General features: G+C 44.1%; 18 protein-coding genes. 10 read left to right on the top strand and 8 right to left on the bottom strand.

Annotation, left to right across the window (positions count from 1 at the left end; all coding sequences use genetic code 11):
* Nucleotides 1–119: 119 nt before the first annotated feature.
* Nucleotides 120–437: a hypothetical protein gene (locus tag RCG24_RS06375; RefSeq protein WP_308078657.1), complete on the top strand. Its 318-nt coding sequence runs from the start codon at nt 120–122 to the stop codon at nt 435–437.
* Between the two features lie 149 nt (nt 438–586).
* Complete coding sequence (locus RCG24_RS06370; RefSeq protein WP_308078656.1) at nt 587–1,948, top strand: MATE family efflux transporter; 1,362 nt, start codon at nt 587–589, stop codon at nt 1,946–1,948.
* A gap of 86 nt (nt 1,949–2,034) precedes the next feature.
* Here RCG24_RS06370 and RCG24_RS06365 read toward each other — a convergent pair whose 3' ends face one another.
* From RCG24_RS06365 to RCG24_RS06355, 3 genes are all read right to left on the bottom strand, one after another.
* Complete coding sequence (locus tag RCG24_RS06365; protein ID WP_202654218.1) at nt 2,035–2,232, bottom strand: hypothetical protein; 198 nt, start codon at nt 2,230–2,232, stop codon at nt 2,035–2,037.
* A gap of 183 nt (nt 2,233–2,415) precedes the next feature.
* Complete coding sequence (locus RCG24_RS06360; RefSeq protein WP_308078655.1) at nt 2,416–2,880, bottom strand: hypothetical protein; 465 nt, start codon at nt 2,878–2,880, stop codon at nt 2,416–2,418.
* Nucleotides 2,881–2,904: 24 nt separating this feature from the next.
* Nucleotides 2,905–3,255 carry an alpha-helical endospore appendage domain-containing protein gene (locus RCG24_RS06355; protein ID WP_308078654.1) on the bottom strand — a complete coding sequence of 117 codons (351 nt, stop codon included), beginning with the start codon at nt 3,253–3,255 and terminating at the stop codon, nt 2,905–2,907.
* Between the two features lie 501 nt (nt 3,256–3,756).
* On the opposite strand from RCG24_RS06355, the gene RCG24_RS06350 reads away from it, so the two are divergent.
* A complete protein-coding gene (locus RCG24_RS06350; RefSeq protein WP_308078653.1) occupies nt 3,757–5,736 on the top strand; it encodes an acetoacetate--CoA ligase in 1,980 nt (659 codons plus the stop codon).
* Nucleotides 5,737–6,089: 353 nt separating this feature from the next.
* Here the strand turns inward: RCG24_RS06350 and RCG24_RS06345 are convergent, their stop codons facing one another.
* The 5 genes from RCG24_RS06345 to RCG24_RS06325 form a co-directional block, all read right to left on the bottom strand.
* Nucleotides 6,090–8,036 carry an ABC transporter permease gene (locus RCG24_RS06345; RefSeq protein WP_308078652.1) on the bottom strand — a complete coding sequence of 649 codons (1,947 nt, stop codon included), beginning with the start codon at nt 8,034–8,036 and terminating at the stop codon, nt 6,090–6,092.
* Complete coding sequence (locus RCG24_RS06340; RefSeq protein WP_308078651.1) at nt 8,023–8,787, bottom strand: ABC transporter ATP-binding protein; 765 nt, start codon at nt 8,785–8,787, stop codon at nt 8,023–8,025. Before RCG24_RS06340 ends, RCG24_RS06345 begins: the two co-directional genes overlap by 14 nt.
* 106 nt (nt 8,788–8,893) lie before the next feature.
* On the bottom strand, nt 8,894–9,898 hold the full coding sequence (locus tag RCG24_RS06335) for a sensor histidine kinase (protein ID WP_308078650.1): 1,005 nt from the start codon (nt 9,896–9,898) through the stop codon (nt 8,894–8,896).
* Nucleotides 9,895–10,587, bottom strand: coding sequence for a response regulator transcription factor (locus tag RCG24_RS06330; protein WP_308078649.1), 693 nt, complete (start codon nt 10,585–10,587; stop codon nt 9,895–9,897). Before RCG24_RS06330 ends, RCG24_RS06335 begins: the two co-directional genes overlap by 4 nt.
* 188 nt (nt 10,588–10,775) lie before the next feature.
* Nucleotides 10,776–11,699 (bottom strand): MBL fold metallo-hydrolase, encoded by a 924-nt coding sequence (locus tag RCG24_RS06325; RefSeq protein ID WP_308078648.1) that lies wholly within the window; start codon nt 11,697–11,699, stop codon nt 10,776–10,778.
* Nucleotides 11,700–11,872: 173 nt separating this feature from the next.
* Here RCG24_RS06325 and RCG24_RS06320 point away from each other — a divergent pair, with 173 nt between their 5' ends.
* From RCG24_RS06320 to cobA, 7 genes are all read left to right on the top strand, one after another.
* Entirely contained in the window at nt 11,873–12,490 is a 618-nt protein-coding gene (locus RCG24_RS06320; RefSeq protein WP_308078647.1) for a precorrin-2 dehydrogenase/sirohydrochlorin ferrochelatase family protein, read from the top strand.
* A gap of 191 nt (nt 12,491–12,681) precedes the next feature.
* The gene (locus tag RCG24_RS06315) at nt 12,682–12,864 is read left to right on the top strand and encodes a YezD family protein (RefSeq protein ID WP_202654356.1); all 183 of its coding nucleotides are present in this window, start codon (nt 12,682–12,684) and stop codon (nt 12,862–12,864) included.
* 100 nt (nt 12,865–12,964) lie between these two features.
* Nucleotides 12,965–13,681 (top strand): phosphoadenylyl-sulfate reductase, encoded by a 717-nt coding sequence (locus RCG24_RS06310; RefSeq protein ID WP_308078646.1) that lies wholly within the window; start codon nt 12,965–12,967, stop codon nt 13,679–13,681.
* Between the two features lie 14 nt (nt 13,682–13,695).
* Nucleotides 13,696–14,748 carry a sulfate permease gene (locus tag RCG24_RS06305; protein ID WP_308078645.1) on the top strand — a complete coding sequence of 351 codons (1,053 nt, stop codon included), beginning with the start codon at nt 13,696–13,698 and terminating at the stop codon, nt 14,746–14,748.
* 145 nt (nt 14,749–14,893) lie between these two features.
* Nucleotides 14,894–16,042 carry a sulfate adenylyltransferase gene (gene sat / locus RCG24_RS06300; protein ID WP_308079125.1) on the top strand — a complete coding sequence of 383 codons (1,149 nt, stop codon included), beginning with the start codon at nt 14,894–14,896 and terminating at the stop codon, nt 16,040–16,042.
* 12 nt (nt 16,043–16,054) lie between these two features.
* Nucleotides 16,055–16,654: an adenylyl-sulfate kinase gene (cysC, locus tag RCG24_RS06295; protein WP_308078644.1), complete on the top strand. Its 600-nt coding sequence runs from the start codon at nt 16,055–16,057 to the stop codon at nt 16,652–16,654.
* A 30-nt stretch (nt 16,655–16,684) separates the two neighbouring features.
* Entirely contained in the window at nt 16,685–17,455 is a 771-nt protein-coding gene (gene cobA, locus RCG24_RS06290; RefSeq protein WP_308078643.1) for a uroporphyrinogen-III C-methyltransferase, read from the top strand.
* The last annotated feature ends 103 nt before the right edge of the window (nt 17,456–17,558 follow it).

Raw genomic sequence — 17,558 nt, 5'->3', positions numbered from 1 at the left:
TCCTAAACTTCCCACTCACCATATATAGCGACAATCTGCGGTGATTTAGGCAAAAACCTATCCCTTTTTTCTCCTGGAAACATACACTATGGTGCAACCACATGAGGAGGAGATGCAAAGTGGATAGACAATTTATGGGAACACCAGGCGGAGCCCCTGGAATGGGTATGAATGTTGGCGGAGGTGCCGGGATGGGTGCCGGGATGCCGGGAACAGCCGGCGGATATTATCCGGGATATGGTTACCACCATGGTCACGGCGGATATTATCCGGGATACGGTTATCATCACGGTCATGGCGGATACTATCCGGGATATGGCTACCATCATGGTCACGGCGGATACTATCCGGGTTATGGTTATCATCATGGTCATGGCGGGTATTATCCGGGGCACGGCTACTATCATGGACATGGAACCTATGGTCAAGGAATGTAAGATGAAATTTGCGAAAATAACAGATATGAAAAAAGGCAGGGATCAGATCCTGTCTTTTTAATATTGAAAATATTATTATTTCAGAGAAAAATCACGGCAATTGCTTTATAATGGTATTTTGGTACATATTTTTTGAGGAGCATTTTATTATGAAGCAAACTTTTTCATTTACGGAAAAAGCAAAGCAAATTTTTGTTTTGCTAGTTCCTATTCTCATTACCCAGCTGGGTATGTTCTCAATGGTGTTTTTTAATACGATCATGTCGGGTAAATATCATTCATCCGAGCTGGCCGGAGTGGCGATCGGCTCATCAATATGGAATCCGATATTTACCGGACTTTCCGGGATTCTTCTCGCCGTCTCGCCGATAGCAGCCCAATACTTTGGGGAAAAAAGAATAAATGAAGTAGCATCTGTTGTAAAACATGGTATTTTTCTGTCAATTATCCTTACCATCATTATTTTCGGTTTTGGCTTTCTTCTGTTAGATCCGCTTGTAAACAAAATGGATCTGCCTTCCCGGGTACAAGATGTTGCTAAGCGATATTTAATCGGACTTAGTTTTGGAATCCTGCCATTATTCGTATTTAATGTTTTGCGGTCGTTTATTTATGCTTTAGGAAGAACCCGTGTCGTCATGGTGATCATGATTTCCTCGTTGCCAGTCAATTTTTTATTAAACTATGTCTTCATTTTTGGCAAATGGGGATTTCCGGAAATGGGCGGAGCCGGAGCAGGATACGCCACGTCGATTACCTATTGGGCGATTTTGGCGTTTACCGTCTATATTGTCAAAGCGGAGGAACCGTTTGCAGCCTACAGAGTCCTTTCCGATATGAAGGAATTCTCGCTCAAGAGATGTACAGAGATCTTAAAAATTGGGATTCCAATGGGACTTTCCACTTTTTTTGAAACCAGTATGTTTGCGGTCGTGACGATTTTGATCAGCAGGTTCAGCGTCACAACGGTCGCCGCATACCAATCAGCCCTTAATATCGTTTCATTTTTGTATATGATCCCGACAAGTATTTCCATGGCACTGACGGTATTGGTCGGCTATGAAGTCGGGGCTCGGCGGTATAAAGATGCGCGCGATTACAGTTGGCTGGGGATTGTCCTGGCGATCATCATTGCCGTCGTGACTGGCTTGTTTGTGGTCACTTTCCGTTATCAAGTGGCCGGGCTTTATTCCAATGAAGCGGCAGTTATCAAATTAACCGCTTATTTCCTAATCTATGCGTTGTTTTTCCAAATTTCCGATGCGATTCAAGTCACGGCACAGGCTGCCTTAAGAGGATATAAAGATGTCAATCTTGCATTCATGATGACGTTAATCGCTTATTGGGCGATTTGCCTTCCGGTCGGCTACGGTTTAGCTCATCACAGCCAACTCGGCGCCATCGGCTACTGGATTGGCCTGACATTCGGTCTTCTGGCGGCTGGAATCGCCTTATCGATCCGACTTCGCTTCATTCAAAAGCGAAAATTTATCGCTGTGGAGACAAATTAGGCTGTCCCATTAGTTTTATCAGGCACCACCATAAGATAACTAACATACTTGTGGTGCCTGACAACTTTTGGAACAGCCTCTTTTTGCTAAAATATTTTTTTAGCTTTGAAAAATTTTAAGAATGGATGCTGATATTTATCGGTAATGTTTAATTCATTCATTACTAGCTTTTCTTGATTATCTGTGATCCATTTTCTTAATTCCTGTTTGTCTTTACATTGTGTATAATATGTTTCCCCGCCCTTACCAAGAGCATTGACAACATATCTACATGTGTTCCCCATAGTGCCCACCTTTATACCTGTAATATACTCATATATTGGATTATAACAGGGTTTTTAAAATAGTCCATCGTTATTTTTATGCAAAATCCGTCAAAATTTTTAAGTGGGACAGGAACATTTCTGCGGGATTCTCAAGCCTTAAACTCTCGGGCTGAGCTTTTCAGGCAAAAAATCGTTTCCCCATCATTCATTTCTTTCCGGAAGCCATACTGTAGTTGGGTCATTATTACGTTTGGTTTGTAACAATGACTGGATGATCATCTTTTTCTGCTGCTCCATTTGCAGCATCGCCTCAACGAGTTCGTCAATCACTTCGTCATTAGGACAAAGCTGATTCAGCATCCGGTTGAGTTCGATGATTTTTCTTTTTCGATTAGCGGTATTTTCCTGAATAACAGGTTCACATTCATCTAACGGCAGATGTTCGAGAAGGTAAAGCCATTTCCGCAAGAGAAAACGCTCGATATCGGTCATTGCCTGAAGCAGTGGGACAATACCGTTTTGAATCGCATCGATCAGCTGTGGGTCCTTGCCAGCGCGCTGACGATTTATGATGGCATAAACCATTTCTCTGACAGCACAAATATATTGATCTAAAGTAGCAGTCAAACAACAGAGCGGGGGGATCATTTTGTCACCAACATTCATCCTCCGTTCCCCCTTTTTAAACAACTATTCCATTTCTTCTAGTGGTTCCGGACATGGAGGGATAAAGTCATGATGAGGCTGATAATTTTCCTTTTTGTCAGAAAAAAAGTCAGCCACATTTTGGAGCTTCCGTAACAAAAGCCACTCCTTAATAACGAGTGATTCAATCAATCTTGCCGCTTCTTTGTTAAACTGAAAAATTTCCGCATTGCTGGGATTGGTCGGGAAATCCAAATCTTTTCCGATAAAAGCCAGCATTTTTTTCGCTTCTGCGCTTAAAAGGTGGGAAATAGCGATTTCCTCCATGGCGATCGAGCCCAATAAATCAACCATAGCATCATCGGTATCAGGGCGCAGGGGTTCCTCGGGAATCATCGGGGAATATACCTCCTTTGAACTAGAGTGCCACTTTATTCAGTGTATTTTCTTCTCCGCTGCATTTCTGAAGCAATCGGCTTTTACAGGGAGCAGACCAACCGTAAACTTTCTTCCAACACAAAGCCTTGAGCGGAAGTCAAATGGTCCGTTACAGCGTGATAAAATTCCGTAATTATTTTATGACAAGTTCATTATTTTGTGACGAAACAAAGGGTTTCTTTTTCAATCAGCGGTGAGAGTCTCCTATTTGTTTTTTGACAAACTCTTTTGCTGAATAAATGTCACTTAGGTAAAATACTTTTTCATTAAGACGCGAAAGATCCACCATCTAGGTTGACTGCCTTACAGATGGTTTCATTGTTTGAAACAAGGGGAATGATTGTATGAAAATACTAAAAATTTGGTAAACGAGGCAGGAAAATATCATTTTAAACTCGTATATGGTAGTAAGGGTAATTGATACCATGTAATCAACAATTTACGATGGGGGAAAACAGGATGACGGTTGAAAAAATCACAGGAAAACTGTTGTGGAAACCTTCCCAACAATTTCAAGAGGAATCGAATATGAACAGATTTTTAAATTGGCTTGCAGAAACAAGGGGAGTTTCATTTAAGACGTATGATGAACTTTGGAACTGGTCGGTGACCGATATTGAAGGTTTCTGGTCAGCGATTTGGCATTTCTTTGATGTTCAGGCCCAAACTCCTTATGATAGGGTGCTGGCCGATAAAAAAATGCCGGGAGCCCGTTGGTTTCCAGGGGCCAAATTAAATTATGCAGAACATATTTTTCGCCATGATACTCCAGAAAGAGCAGCGATTATCTACCAAACCGAATTCCGGCCACAGGGAGAATTGTCTTGGGCAGAGCTAAAACAAAACACGGCAGCGGTTGCCGCGTATTTAAAATCCATCGGTGTTGGGCCCGGAGACCGCGTTGCCGCTTACGTTTCCAACATTCATGAAACCATTACCGTTTTCTTGGCCTGTGCCAGCATTGGCGCAGTCTGGTCAAGTTGTGCCCCGGAATTTGGGATGATGAGCGTGATTGACCGGTTTAAACAAATCGAGCCGAAAGTGTTGGTTGCCGTCGATGGCTACCGTTATGGCGGCAAGGATTATGACCGGACGGATCTACTAGAGAAGATTCAAGCAGAATTGCCGATGCTCGAAAAAACGATAATCATTCCTTATTTGAAGGCAGAGCCGAATGTAAGCGGTTTAGCCAATGTTGTATTGTGGAACGAGCTGCTGAGAGAATACACCGGGGCAGAGCTTACCTTTACCGCAGTGCCGTTTGATCATCCGTTGTGGATTTTGTATTCATCAGGTACAACCGGTAAGCCAAAAGCGATTGTCCAAAGTCATGGCGGAATTTTACTTGAACATTTAAAATTAGGCAGCCTGCAAAATGATTTAAAGGCGGAAGATCGCTTTTTCTGGTATACAACGACAGGCTGGATGATGTGGAATGTGGTTGTAAGTGGTCTCTTGGCGGGTTCGACGATTTTATTATATGATGGAAATCCGGGCTATCCGAATGATGGAACGTTGTGGAAGTTTGCTGAAGAGACGAAAATGACAGTGTTTGGAACGAGTGCCAGCTTCCTGACGGCTTGCATGAAAGCAGGGCTGAAGCCAAAGGAGCAATACAATCTGACTCATTTGAAAAGCATCGGTTCCACCGGGTCGCCGCTCCCAGTAAGTGGTTTTGAGTGGGTCTATGATCAGGTGAAGGAAGATGTCTGGCTGTTTTCTACCAGCGGCGGGACCGATCTTTGTACAGCCTTTGTCGGCGGCTCGCCATTGCTCCCGGTGTATGCCGGGGAATTGCAGGCACGTGCGCTCGGCGCCGCCGTGAAAGCCTTTAGTGACCAAGGCGAAGAAATAATCGATGAAATTGGGGAGCTGGTCATTACTGAGCCGATGCCATCAATGCCGATCTATTTCTGGAATGATGAAAATGGCGAACGCTACCGGGAGAGTTATTTTGATGTTTTTCCGGATATATGGCGTCATGGCGATTTTATCAAGATTACCTCCAGGGGCAGTGCGGTGATTTACGGCAGATCCGATGCCACGATTAACCGCGGCGGCATCCGCATGGGAACGAGTGAAATTTACAGTGCCCTTGAAAGGATTCCGGAAGTGTTAGATGGCTTAGTCGTCGATCTTCCTATTTCAAGTGAACAATCCTTTATGTCGTTATTTGTCGTTGTCAAAGAAGGAGCAGAGCTTTCTGATGAGGTGAAAGCACGGATTCATGAAGCCATTCGGCTTAACTGTTCACCAAGACATGTTCCCAATGGAATTTTTCCAGTTGCTGAACTACCGAAAACATTAAATGGTAAAAAGCTGGAGGTGCCGATTAAGAAAATCCTCATGGGGGTTCCGGTGGAAAAGGCCGTCAACATCGGATCATTACAGAATCCCGAATCACTTCAATATTTCCTTGACTTTAACATACAAGGATAACCGTGAGTGGTTGTTACGATAAATATTGAAAAAACCTCATTTTAGGCAGGTGAAAAGGAAATCACTCGGCCTTAAATGAGGTTTTTTTGCAAAATTAAGCCGCATTTTTACAAATTTGGTGCTTAATTTTTCAAAAACGGATTCTGATTTTACAAAGGTTGGAATAAACTGGATCACAGCTTTGTGCCAAAAATTAATTTTACAAAGTTGAGCTGCTTTTTTACAAATTTGGTGCTTAATTTTTCAAAAACGGGCTCTGATTTTACAAACACTGGAATTAACTGGATCCGCTACTTAAAAAAGGCCCCATCAGCGGCTCAAGCTCTGCTAATAGGGCCTTATTATAAACGAAGTCATAGTGCTTCTTTGATTACTTTTTTATAATACAGCACAGAAAGGAAGCCGAAGATCGAATATAGTGCTGCATAAATGGCCATCACGATAAACATCGGGGTCCAAACCTCGGTTCCAAACAGGAACCAGCCGGATTGAACAGCAAAATAGCTGTGGGATAACCCAACGACCAACGGAATACCGAAACTAAACAGCTGCTTGCCACGAATCCCTTTTGCCAAATCTCCCCTGGTAAAGCCGAGTTTGCGGAGGATCGTGTAATGCGGCTTTTCCTCTTCACTTTCACCCATTTGTTTAAAATAGAGAATACAACCTGAAGTAACTAAGAACGTCAATCCCAAGAAGCCGACAATAAACATAACCAGTCCAAACGTTTGCTTCTGGTTGTTGCTGATTTCCAGCCGGGATTCTGCCAAATCGTTGCGATTAAAGTTTATTTTTTTGAAAATAGTATTGGCTTTTTCCATTTGGTCCTCATTTTTTAAGTCAATTCCAATAAACAAAGAGAATTCTTTTTGAATCTTCGGATCTATATCTTTCCGCAGCTGCTCGAAAACGGACTTGTCGACGATGGCAGTTGGCATGCCACCGTTGGTGAAGAAACTGTCAATGACAAATTCCTTTCTTAATCCCAGATAGGAAAGCGGGAATACCGTTGTTTTTCCTTTTAATTCCATCCTTCCGCTATCTTCAAATTTCATAAATTTTTGTAGCAAGTCACTATAACCGGTAAAGACGGTTTCTTCTGGTGCCACATTGATATTTTTAACCGCCTGTTCGCTTATCACCGGGATCGCCGTTTTCGCTGGATCAAAGTTTAATTCCTGCAAATTTTTTCCTAAAATGTTCTTGAGATTGGCCTCGATCTGAATCACATCGATTTTTCTTTCCTGGAACGATATGTCAGCGGCCGTTAATGCTTTTGTGAATTTGGCGGCATCTTTGGCACTGGTGAAGGAAAAATCACCGGCGACGTTATTTTCAGCAGCTTTGTCCGCCGAATAGTAGGAGATATAGCTGAGTGATAATAAGCCGATGGCCAATGCCGAAACAGTTGTAATAATCGTTAAAAGCAGGGCATTTGATTTCATCCGGAACATAATAGCGGAAAGCGATAAAACTTCGTTAATATTCAAATATCCGTTTTTCTTTTTGCGAATGAGATTAAAAATAAAGCTGACCGAGCCTTTATAAAACAAATAGGTGCCGATGATCACCGAGGCAAGAATAAAGGTCATTGCCATAAACAGCTCATTAATCGTGGTAAAATCGCCACTGAACAATTTAGATGATACATAGTATCCGGAAGCAATCATAATCAAACCGAGAGCCCCGATGATGATTTCCCAAATGGACATTTTCTTTACCCGGGATTCAGTCGAAGAAATAACCCGGAATAACGCTAAAATACTTTGCTTTTTGATAAATAGATAGTTCATCAGCATGATCATTAAATAAATCGCCGCAAAGACAATCAGTGTTTGAATCAGCGCCTGTGCGGAAAAATGCAGTTTGGCAATGGCCTCAATATGGGTGACTTTAAACAGAACCATGATGATTAACTTGGAAACGGAAAAGCCGATGAAGACTCCGATCAGTAAGGAGCTAAAGTAGAGAATAAAATTTTCCACACTTAGGATCCGGAAAATCTTATTTTTGGTCATCCCCACTAATTGAAACAAGCCAATTTCCTTGCCGCGCCGTTTAATAAAAATTGTGTTGGCATAGAGTAGGAAGATGGAAACAATCGCCACAAGCAAAATCGAAGCCGTTCGAATTGCCGCCGCTCCTTTGATCGACCCTTCCACATCGTCAAACGAAGGGTCATATTGCAGGGTGACAAAGGCGAAATATAGCGACACACTAAAGATGAGCGCAAACACATAGAGATAATAGTTTTTTATATTCTTTTTTAAATTGCGTAGAATCAGTTTATTCATGCTCATATTGCACACCGCCTAAAACTGCTTGGGTTCTCATCACATCTTTGAAGAATGCTTGGCGAGACTCTTCCCCTTTATTTAACTGGGTATAGATCTGCCCATCTTTAATAAAAATGACTCGGCTGCTGTAACTGGCAGCAACAGGATCATGAGTGACCATCACAATTGTCGCTTGCAGCTTTCGATTTAATTGACTTAATTTGTTCAGTAAATCGGAGGCCGATTTGGAATCGAGCGCGCCCGTAGGCTCATCGGCAAAAATAATACTTGGTGCATGCACAAAGGCCCGTGCTGCTGATGTCCGTTGTTTTTGTCCGCCAGAAATTTCATTGGGATATTTATCCTTGACATCATAAATTCCTAATTCTTGAGCCACTTCGGCGAATTTCTCCTCGGCCTCTCTTTTGGGCGTTTTCGAGACCGTCAAGGGCAAAAGAATATTTTCTTTAACCGTTAACGTATCCAGAAGATTATATTCTTGAAAAATAAACCCCAAGTGACGTTTGCGAAATTCGGCCAGCTGTTTTTCTTTCATCCGGGTAATTTCGTTTCCTTCAATCTTGATCGATCCCTGGCTGGCCTTATCAATGGAGGAGAGGACATTGAGTAAGGTGGTTTTGCCTGAACCGGATGCTCCCATGATACTGACAAATTCTCCTTTTTCAATACTGAGGTCAAGTCCTTTTATGACCTCTTGCTTATTCAATTTACTGCCATAATATTTATATATTTTTGCCGCTTCTAGTATCGTCATTTTCGACACACTCCTTATTTTGTTTTACTAGCTTCATTATAAAAGCTGGTGCAACCTGAATGCCTTCGATTGGACGAACAAATCATAAAGGCATGTGACATTTTTGTCACATGCCAGTAATATGTATAAAATCATTTTGTTTGGGAAATGTCAGGCTGAATGTTGAACCTTCCCCTAGTTTGGAATCGACATGGATATCAATTAATAACGGTTTGGCGGCATTTTTCGCCAAGTATAAGCCCATTCCGGTGGCGGCATTGTCCTGATGTACGGTTGTGGAAGTGAACCCTTTAGCAAATATTCGCGGCAGATCCTTCGGGTCAATGCCGCGGCCAAAATCTTGAATGATCAGAACTGCTTGGCCATTATGCTCGCTGCTTTTGATGTGAATGTCTGCTTTTTCACTATATTTCACAGCGTTCGTTAATAACTGCCTGATAATAAACGCCAGCCATTTGCCGTCCGAAAGTACTTTCGTCACCGCTAAATCGATCTCAAAGCCGATGCTTTTTTGCATGCACCAGGATTGTAACGCTTTAATTTCTCGAAAAATCAGCGCCTTTAAGTCGACTGGCTCAATGAATAAATCATTCTCCATAAAGGGAATACGTTTTTGATGCAGCTGCTGATCGAGCAAATGATGAATTCGCAGCCACTCAAAGTTTAATTTTGCCTTCAGCTGTTCATCGTCAATATCGTTAATCATCAAGGAAAGGGCGGAAAGCGGTGTTTTCACTTCATGGATCCAGGACATCAGCTCATCTTTTTCCTGTTCTACTGCCAGTTGATTTTGCGCCAGCTCTTGGCGCAGCCGCTCGGTTTGACGGATGACACTGTTCTCAATGATTTTTTCAAACGGAGATCCGGCCTCGGCAATCATCGAGAGATCGAGATCATGCTCCCACTCTGTCAAACTTTTAAAAAATTTCGTTTCCTTCTGGTAACGATAGACTAAAAATAGGCTAAAAATAATCGACTCCAAAAACACGATATAGAGAAGGGGAGTGAACGGGATCGCGGCATCTAAATAACTGATAAATATCGTTAATAGCTGAAGCAGGATAAACAAAACGATCCAGCTTCTTCGCTCAAGCAAAAATTTTTTGATCATAACGACTGTTCCTCTTCAACAGCGATATAACCTTGGCCAACTTTAGTTTCGATGAATCGTCCTAGCTGCAGCTCCTCGAGTTTCTTTCGCAAGCGGTTTACATTAACGGTAAGCGTATTATCGCTGACAAACCGCTCATCATCCCATAAGCTTTTGATTAATGCATCACGGCTGACAATTTTATTTTTTTGTTCAATCAGCTGTCTTAAAATAACCATTTCATTCTTGGTCAATTCAATGGTGCCAGCCTCATTGCTGATGGTATTTTTTTGATAATCAACCGCCGCGCCGCACCACGTTTTAAGCTCAATTTGTTCGGTATTGTAATTATAAACACGGCGGAGGATTGCTTGAATTTTCGCAATCAGGACGTCAAAGTGAAAGGGCTTTTGAATGAAATCATCGGCGCCAAGCTGCATCGACATCACCATATCAGACGGATGATCCCGCGATGACAGGAAAAGAATCGGCACATTGGAATGGGTCCGAATCATCCGGCACCAATGAAACCCGTCAAATTTCGGCAGCTGGATATCAATGATAACCAAATCAGGTTTGATGGCAGTAAATTCTTGAAAAACCTGACTAAAATCATTGACCCCGTAAACATCATAGGACCAGCTGGTTAACCGCTCTTTAATCTCATGAAATAGGGTTGTATCGTCTTCAATTAAAAATAGTTTAAACATTGGTTTCACCACTTTTTTCGCTTGCCTGACCTTATTGTAACGGAAATAATTACCGTCATCTACACAAAAAGTGTTAGTGTAGGTAATAGGAAAGCAGCACGGGGGGATCATTTTCATAACAACCATATTCGCAGAGTGACCCAAAATGGCGCGCCAATGGCCAGTAATCAGGGAAAATTAGGGCGGTGTCAGGCACCGCCTTCAAAAATGGTTTCTCCGATAAGCAGGACCTTTAACTGCTCCTGCGGCAGATGCTGCTGCTCCCACGCATGGAGCAGCCGTTCTAAGGCTTCGGGTCCAGTGTCATCCGCCAGCCGGTAGGCGCCGTAATGCATGGGTACGAATTGTTTTGCACCCAACTCCAGAAATGCTTTTACGCTATCCTCCGGCGAGATGTGCGCAGGCGCCATAAACCACTCCGGTTCGTACGCTCCAATCGGCATAAACACGGTATCAATCGCGAACCGCTCAGCAATTTGATTGAATCCCGAGAAATAACCGGTATCACCGACAAAATAATAGGTTTTCTCAGCTGTTTGGAAAACAAACCCGCCCCAATGAGAGGTATTCATATCAGTAAGACTTCTCCGCGTCCAATGCTGCGCCGGCACAAAATGAATCGTTACGCCTTTATGGTCAACGCTGTCCCACCAGTTCATTTCCGTAACCTGTCGATAGCCCTTTCTCGTAAATAGCCGTTTTAACCCAGCGGGAACAAAATAGTGCGGATTTCCTTTTAGCCGTTTTAGCGTCGGAAAATCCAAATGGTCGTAGTGACCGTGTGAAATTACCACCACATCCATTTCCGGCAAATCCTCGAGAGCAATTCCCGGTTCCGTTGAGCGCTTATCAAAACCCATCCGTTTGGCCCATACCGGGTCGGTTAAAATATTCAGTCCGTTCATTTGAATAAGGAACGTGGAATGACCAATCCACGTATAGGATGTCCGGGTTCTGTTTTGCTGCAGCTCTGCCACTTTTTTTACCGGGGATTGTTCAATCTGCGTGGTCAAATCCTTCATTTTCCTGCGTCTTTCTTTATTCCAGCGCAGCATATCCTTAAATGACTTATTGCTCCTAACTGCATCTAAATTTTCATATCTTTTTCCCATATACCCACCTTGCAACCTTATGATTTAGGTTGATTATAGCAACTTTTTCTTGCCGTTCGCAAAAATAGAACGCTATTTTTGGGAAAAATGATAAAATGGATTCAACATAAGGGTGAGGAGGATTTACATGACAATGACCTATAAGAGTTTGCCGATTAAATGGTGGTGTTGGTGTGCAGCCATTGTTTATTAGTTTAACCGGGAAAAACGTGGTCATCGCCGGCGGGGGAAAAATGGCCGTCCGCAAGGCAAAGGCTTTGAAGGCCGATATGCCGAAGATCACGTTTATCGCCCCTAGCTTTTGCGATGAAGCGCTTGATCTGGCCGCGGAAAAAGGGTATCAGCTCATTGAGCGCAAGGCAAATCTTGCCGACTTTGAAACAGCCTTTCTTGTGATCTTGGCCACAAGCGACAGGGAAACCAATCGAAAATTTGCATCAGTGCTTTCACGAAAGCAGCTCGTTTGTGTCGTCGATAATGCGGAGGAAGGAAATGTAACCTTTCCAGCAGCCGTTCAGCGGGGGCAGCTGCAAATTGCCATCACCACAAACGGTGCGAGCCCAAAGCTGGCCCGCAAATTGAAACATGAGTTAGAATTGCAGTTTGACGAGTCATGGGAAACCTATTTGGCATTCCTATCATGTTGCAGAAGTAAGATTAAAAAGGCAAATGTTTCGGCAGAACAAAAAAATAAATGGTTAAACGAAATATTGGATGACCAATTTCGCTCCAATCTGCAAGCTCAAAAGGAGATGTTGCAGCAAATGGACGTCCTATTATCGGAAGGGTAGCCAGAAAAAGACAGCGTAGAGCCCTGTCTTTTTCTGGCTATTTTCTTTAGTTAATTTGCATTTTTTTGAAAAATTGTTCATTTTATAATTGAAGAAAACCTATAGGTATGGTAGGATTAATTTCATCCCATACCTTCTTATTTGAGAATCCACAAAATGGGATAATGTTATCAAAAACCAATCCTATTAAAATGTTTCATGAAAAGGGGGCGAATCCACTGACATTAGAAAATAAAGAAGAACTTTTGGCGCATTTAGAGAAATTGCTGGAATCTTTAAAATTTGGGTCTATCACTTTGGTTGTTCAGGATGGAAAGATTGTACAAATTGAAAAAAATGAAAAGGTTCGTCTTCAATCGAATAAAAATCGCTGACTAGACAGACTAGAGGCGGTCTCCATGTGAATAAACGTGGGAGACTGCCTTTTTTTATTGAAGAAGGCAGTCATTCCCAAAATGAAGGAGGTTTACCGCGATGACAATGACCGTAACGTATGACAATTGGCAGCAAATTTCGAGTACTTTTCCTTATGATAATGAAACAAAAGGAGCGCTTTTCGTTTTGCAATGGGCTTACAGCACCTATTCGGAAAATGAAATTGTTTACGCCTCCAGTTTCGGGGCAGAGGCAATGGTCTTAATTGATTTGATCCAACAAATAAGACCTGATGCCCGGATCGTGTTTCTGGATACCAGCCTGCATTTCCTTGAAACATATGAAGTCATCGACAAAATCGAAGCCCGCTTTCCGCTGTTAAGAATCGAGCGAAAACAGCCCGCCTTAACGCTTGAGGAACAGATGGCGCAATTCGGGTCGGCATTGTGGAAAAGGGACCCGAATAAATGCTGTGAACTTCGCAAGGTGATTCCGTTAAGAGAAACGCTGACAACGAAACAAGCATGGATTTCCGGGCTGCGCCGTGAACAATCAGCGACTAGAGCAAATACAGAATTTATCAATAAGGATGAAAAATTTAAAAATATCAAGATTTGTCCGTTAATTCATTGGACATGGGATGATGTCTGGTCCTATATCCGGAACAGGGATCTCCCTTATAACCAACTGCATGACGAAAAATATCCAAGCATTGGCTGTTTTCCTTGTACCCGGCCGGTTCTCGAGGATGGAAATTCACGGGCAGGACGCTGGGCTGGCATGAGTAAAACGGAGTGTGGCCTGCACAGCCGCTAAGGGGGGAGATGATAATGCTTTCGATTATCGCTGTTATAATTGGATTATTTTTCGCGTCAAATATTGGTGGAAGCGGTGCAGCGGCTTCAATGGGAATTGCCTATGGCTCCGGTGCCATCAAAAAAGGCCTCGCTTTATTGCTTTGCAGTATTGCTGTTTTCCTTGGCGCCTGGTTTGGCGGCGGGGAGGTGGTCAAGACCATCGGCAGCGGCATCGTCCCAACAAGCACATTTACGGTTTCAATCGCCTTGATTGTACTGACCGCTGCGGCATTGGCGTTATTTTTGGCGAATATTTTCGGCATTCCGCTCTCAACGAGTGAGGTGGCCGTCGGTGCGGTCGTTGGTGCCGGCATCGTTTACCAGTCTGTTTATGTGGAGAACCTGCTGTGGATTATGTTGTTCTGGCTGCTGACACCATTGACCGCGTTTTTAATTGCGATTGTCGCTTCTTATCTGATAAAAAGCAGATTGGTTCGCCGGTTGGTTTCCATTCCCAAAGCGGTACCAGTCCTAACGTTACTAGTTGTCCTGATGGGGCTGTTTGAAGCATTTTCCGCGGGCATGAACAATGTCGCTAATGCCGTCGGACCCCTAGTTGGAGCAGGAATTCTCTCCAAAGATAATGGCATTTTCTGGGGCGGGCTGTTCGTGGCCATCGGCGTGATGCTGCTGGGACGGCGCGTCCTGGAGACAAATGGTAAAAAAATTACCGCCCTTAAGCTTGAGGAAGGGTGTGTGATCTCGGGAACAGGCGCAAGCATCGTGACCATCGCCTCGATTTTTGGCATCCCCGTCCCGCTGACGCAAATCACCACATCATCGATTATCGGAATCGGCTTTGCCAAGCACGGTAAAAGCGTGTTGAAAAAAGACATCGTCATCCAGCTGCTGACAGTCTGGCTCGTGTCGCCAGTTTTATCAATGGTGCTGTCATACCTTTTCATTCAACTGGTGATAGAACACAATGCTTACCCGGTTGTGGCGATGACCGGGGTACTGATTTCCGTTTTCGGTGTGCTGTCCTTGATAAAACGGACAAAACATGTGAAAGAAGAGCTTTTTTGAAAACTAGCGAAGCCACGGTTCGCCGATAAAAGAGTTCGAATCGCCGATAAATCCGCTGGACTCGCTGATAAAAGGCATCGAATCGCCGATAACTGCCTCCAATTCGCCGATAACTTTAATATTTTTTTAGAAAGGTTTGATCATCATGTCTTTTTTGCCAAAACCACATGGAGGGACACTTATTAACGCGTATAATTCGAACTTTGATTACAGCAAAATCGAAAAAGAACTGGAAATTGATGCAATTGCTTTAAGTGATTTGGAGTTGATTGCTGTAGGCGTGTTCAGTCCGCTTACCGGATTTCTCGGAAAAATCGATTATGAATCGGTGGTGGATCGGATGAGGCTTGCCGATGATACCATCTGGTCGATCCCGGTCACCTTGCCGGTTTCCCATGAAACGGCTGCCGCCTTGAACATCGGCGAAGAAATCAAATTACTTTTTCAAAACGAAGTATATGGCGTCATTAAAGTATCACAATGGTATGAACCGGATTTGGAAAAAGAAGCGCTGCAAGTTTATAAAACGAAGGAACTGGCCCACCCGGGAGTCAAACGCCTGTTTGAACGAGGCCCGGTTTACGTCGCGGGGGATGTCACGCTCGTCAAGAAACCAGAAAAGGGAGTATTTAGCGATGTCTGGTTCGAACCGAAGGAAACGCGGGCATTGTTTGCAGAAAAAGGCTGGAGGACCGTCGTCGGTTTTCAAACCCGCAACCCGATCCACCGGGCCCATGAATACATTCAAAAGGCGGCGCTGGAAACGGTTGACGGCTTGTTCGTCAATCCGCTTGTCGGGGAAACAAAGTCCGATGACATTCCGGCCGATGTCCGGCTGAAAAGCTATGAAGTGTTACTGGAAAACTATTATCCTGCCGATCGCGTCCAGCTTGGGGTGCATCCGGCCGCGATGCGTTATGCCGGGCCGCGGGAAGCGATTTTTCACGCCATCGCTCGGAAAAATTATGGCTGCACCCATTTTATTGTCGGCCGCGATCATGCCGGCGTTGGCAATTATTATGGATCGTATGACGCCCAATTGATTTTCCATGAATTTTCCATAGAGGAACTGGGCATCAAGCCATTGTTCTTTGAACACAGTTTTTATTGCACCAAATGCGAGGGAATGGCCTCGGACAAGACGTGTCCGCACGGCAAGGAAAACCGGGTGATCCTTTCCGGAACCAAGGTGAGGGAAATGCTGCGTGCAGGTGAGCTGCCGCCGCCGACGTTTAGCCGCAAAGAGGTCGTGGAAGTGCTGATTGAAGGCTTGAAACAGACTCAAACGGTGTAAGGGGGAAGAACAATGGGCAAAGCAACAAATATTGTCTGGCACAAAGCGGCCGTTACTAAACAGGATCGGCAGCTGCAAAATGGCCACGGGAGCTGCGTGCTTTGGTTTACCGGCCTTTCCGGTTCAGGGAAATCAACATTGGCCAACGCTGTTTCAGCTGAGTTATACCGCAGGGGAATGAATGAATATGTCCTCGATGGCGATAATATCCGCCATGGGTTGAATCGTGACCTCGGCTTTTCTGAGGCCGACCGTACGGAAAATATAAGGAGAGTTGGCGAAGTTGCAAAGCTGTTTGTTGACAGCGGTATGATTGTAGCAACTGCCTTCATATCCCCGTTCCGCTCTGACCGTGACCAGGTGCGGGCATTGTTCGAAGAAGGGGATTTTATCGAGGTTTTCGTTGATTGTCCACTGGCAGAATGTGAGCGCCGTGATCCAAAGCAATTGTATGCCAAGGCGCGGCGCGGTGAAATTAAGGATTTTACCGGAATCGACTCTCCTTACGAACCACCGGTACAGCCGGAAATTACTATTCATACCGACCTTTTGTCCGTGGAAAAAGCGGTGGAACAAATTTTTGCCTATCTTTATCGGAAAAACATTATTTAGTTTTTTCATAGAAAAGGAGGAGAGCTGGCGATGGCTGGAAAGGTTTATTTAGTAGGGGCGGGTCCGGGGGATCCGGACTTGATCACCGTAAAAGGCTTGCGCTGTATCCAGCAGGCCGATGTCATCCTTTATGACAGGTTGGTCAATCCGGAGTTATTGAAGCATGCCAGGGAAGGGGTGCAGCTTGTGTACTGTGGCAAGCTGCCGCATTACCATACGATGAAGCAGGAGACGATCAGCCGCTTTTTGGTGAAGTATGCGAAAAAGGGTTATCAGGTCGTCCGGCTCAAAGGGGGAGATCCTTTTGTCTTCGGGCGCGGCGGCGAGGAGGCGGAGGAATGCTTTCGGCACGATGTTCCGTTTGAAATCGTTCCAGGCATTACCGCAGGAATTGCCGCTTCCGCCTATGCCGGGATACCGGTCACACACCGGACATTGAGCAAGAGCTTTGCCTTTATTACCGGACACCAGGCCGGTGATGAAGCAGCGGAACACCAGTGGTCACACCTCGCCAACGCAGTTGATACGATTTGTGTGTATATGGGGGTTACCCATCTTTCCACAGTTGTAAATAAATTGATCCAATATGGAAAGGCACCGCAAACACCGATTGCCTTGATTCACTGGGGAACATTACGCGGCCAGCGCACCGTAGTTGGAACGTTGGAAACGATTGAGGTGCTGGTGCGGGAGGCAAAGATTACAAACCCGAGCATGATTGTCATCGGCGAAGTCGTCACTTTAAACGAAAAATTAAACTGGTTTGAGGAAGAAAATAAGGCTTTGCAGATATATGGCTAAATTTGCAGATATGAAGACTAATTCTGCAGATATTCCTCGCAAAATTGCAGATATAGTATGAAAAACAGCAGATAAAATGATTCCAGTGAGTGAATCTTCGCAG

This window comes from Neobacillus sp. OS1-32 (genome assembly GCF_030915425.1).
GTDB classification, from domain to species: Bacteria; Bacillota; Bacilli; order Bacillales; family Cytobacillaceae; genus Neobacillus; species Neobacillus paridis.
This window is presented reverse-complemented; position numbering and strand designations above follow the sequence as displayed.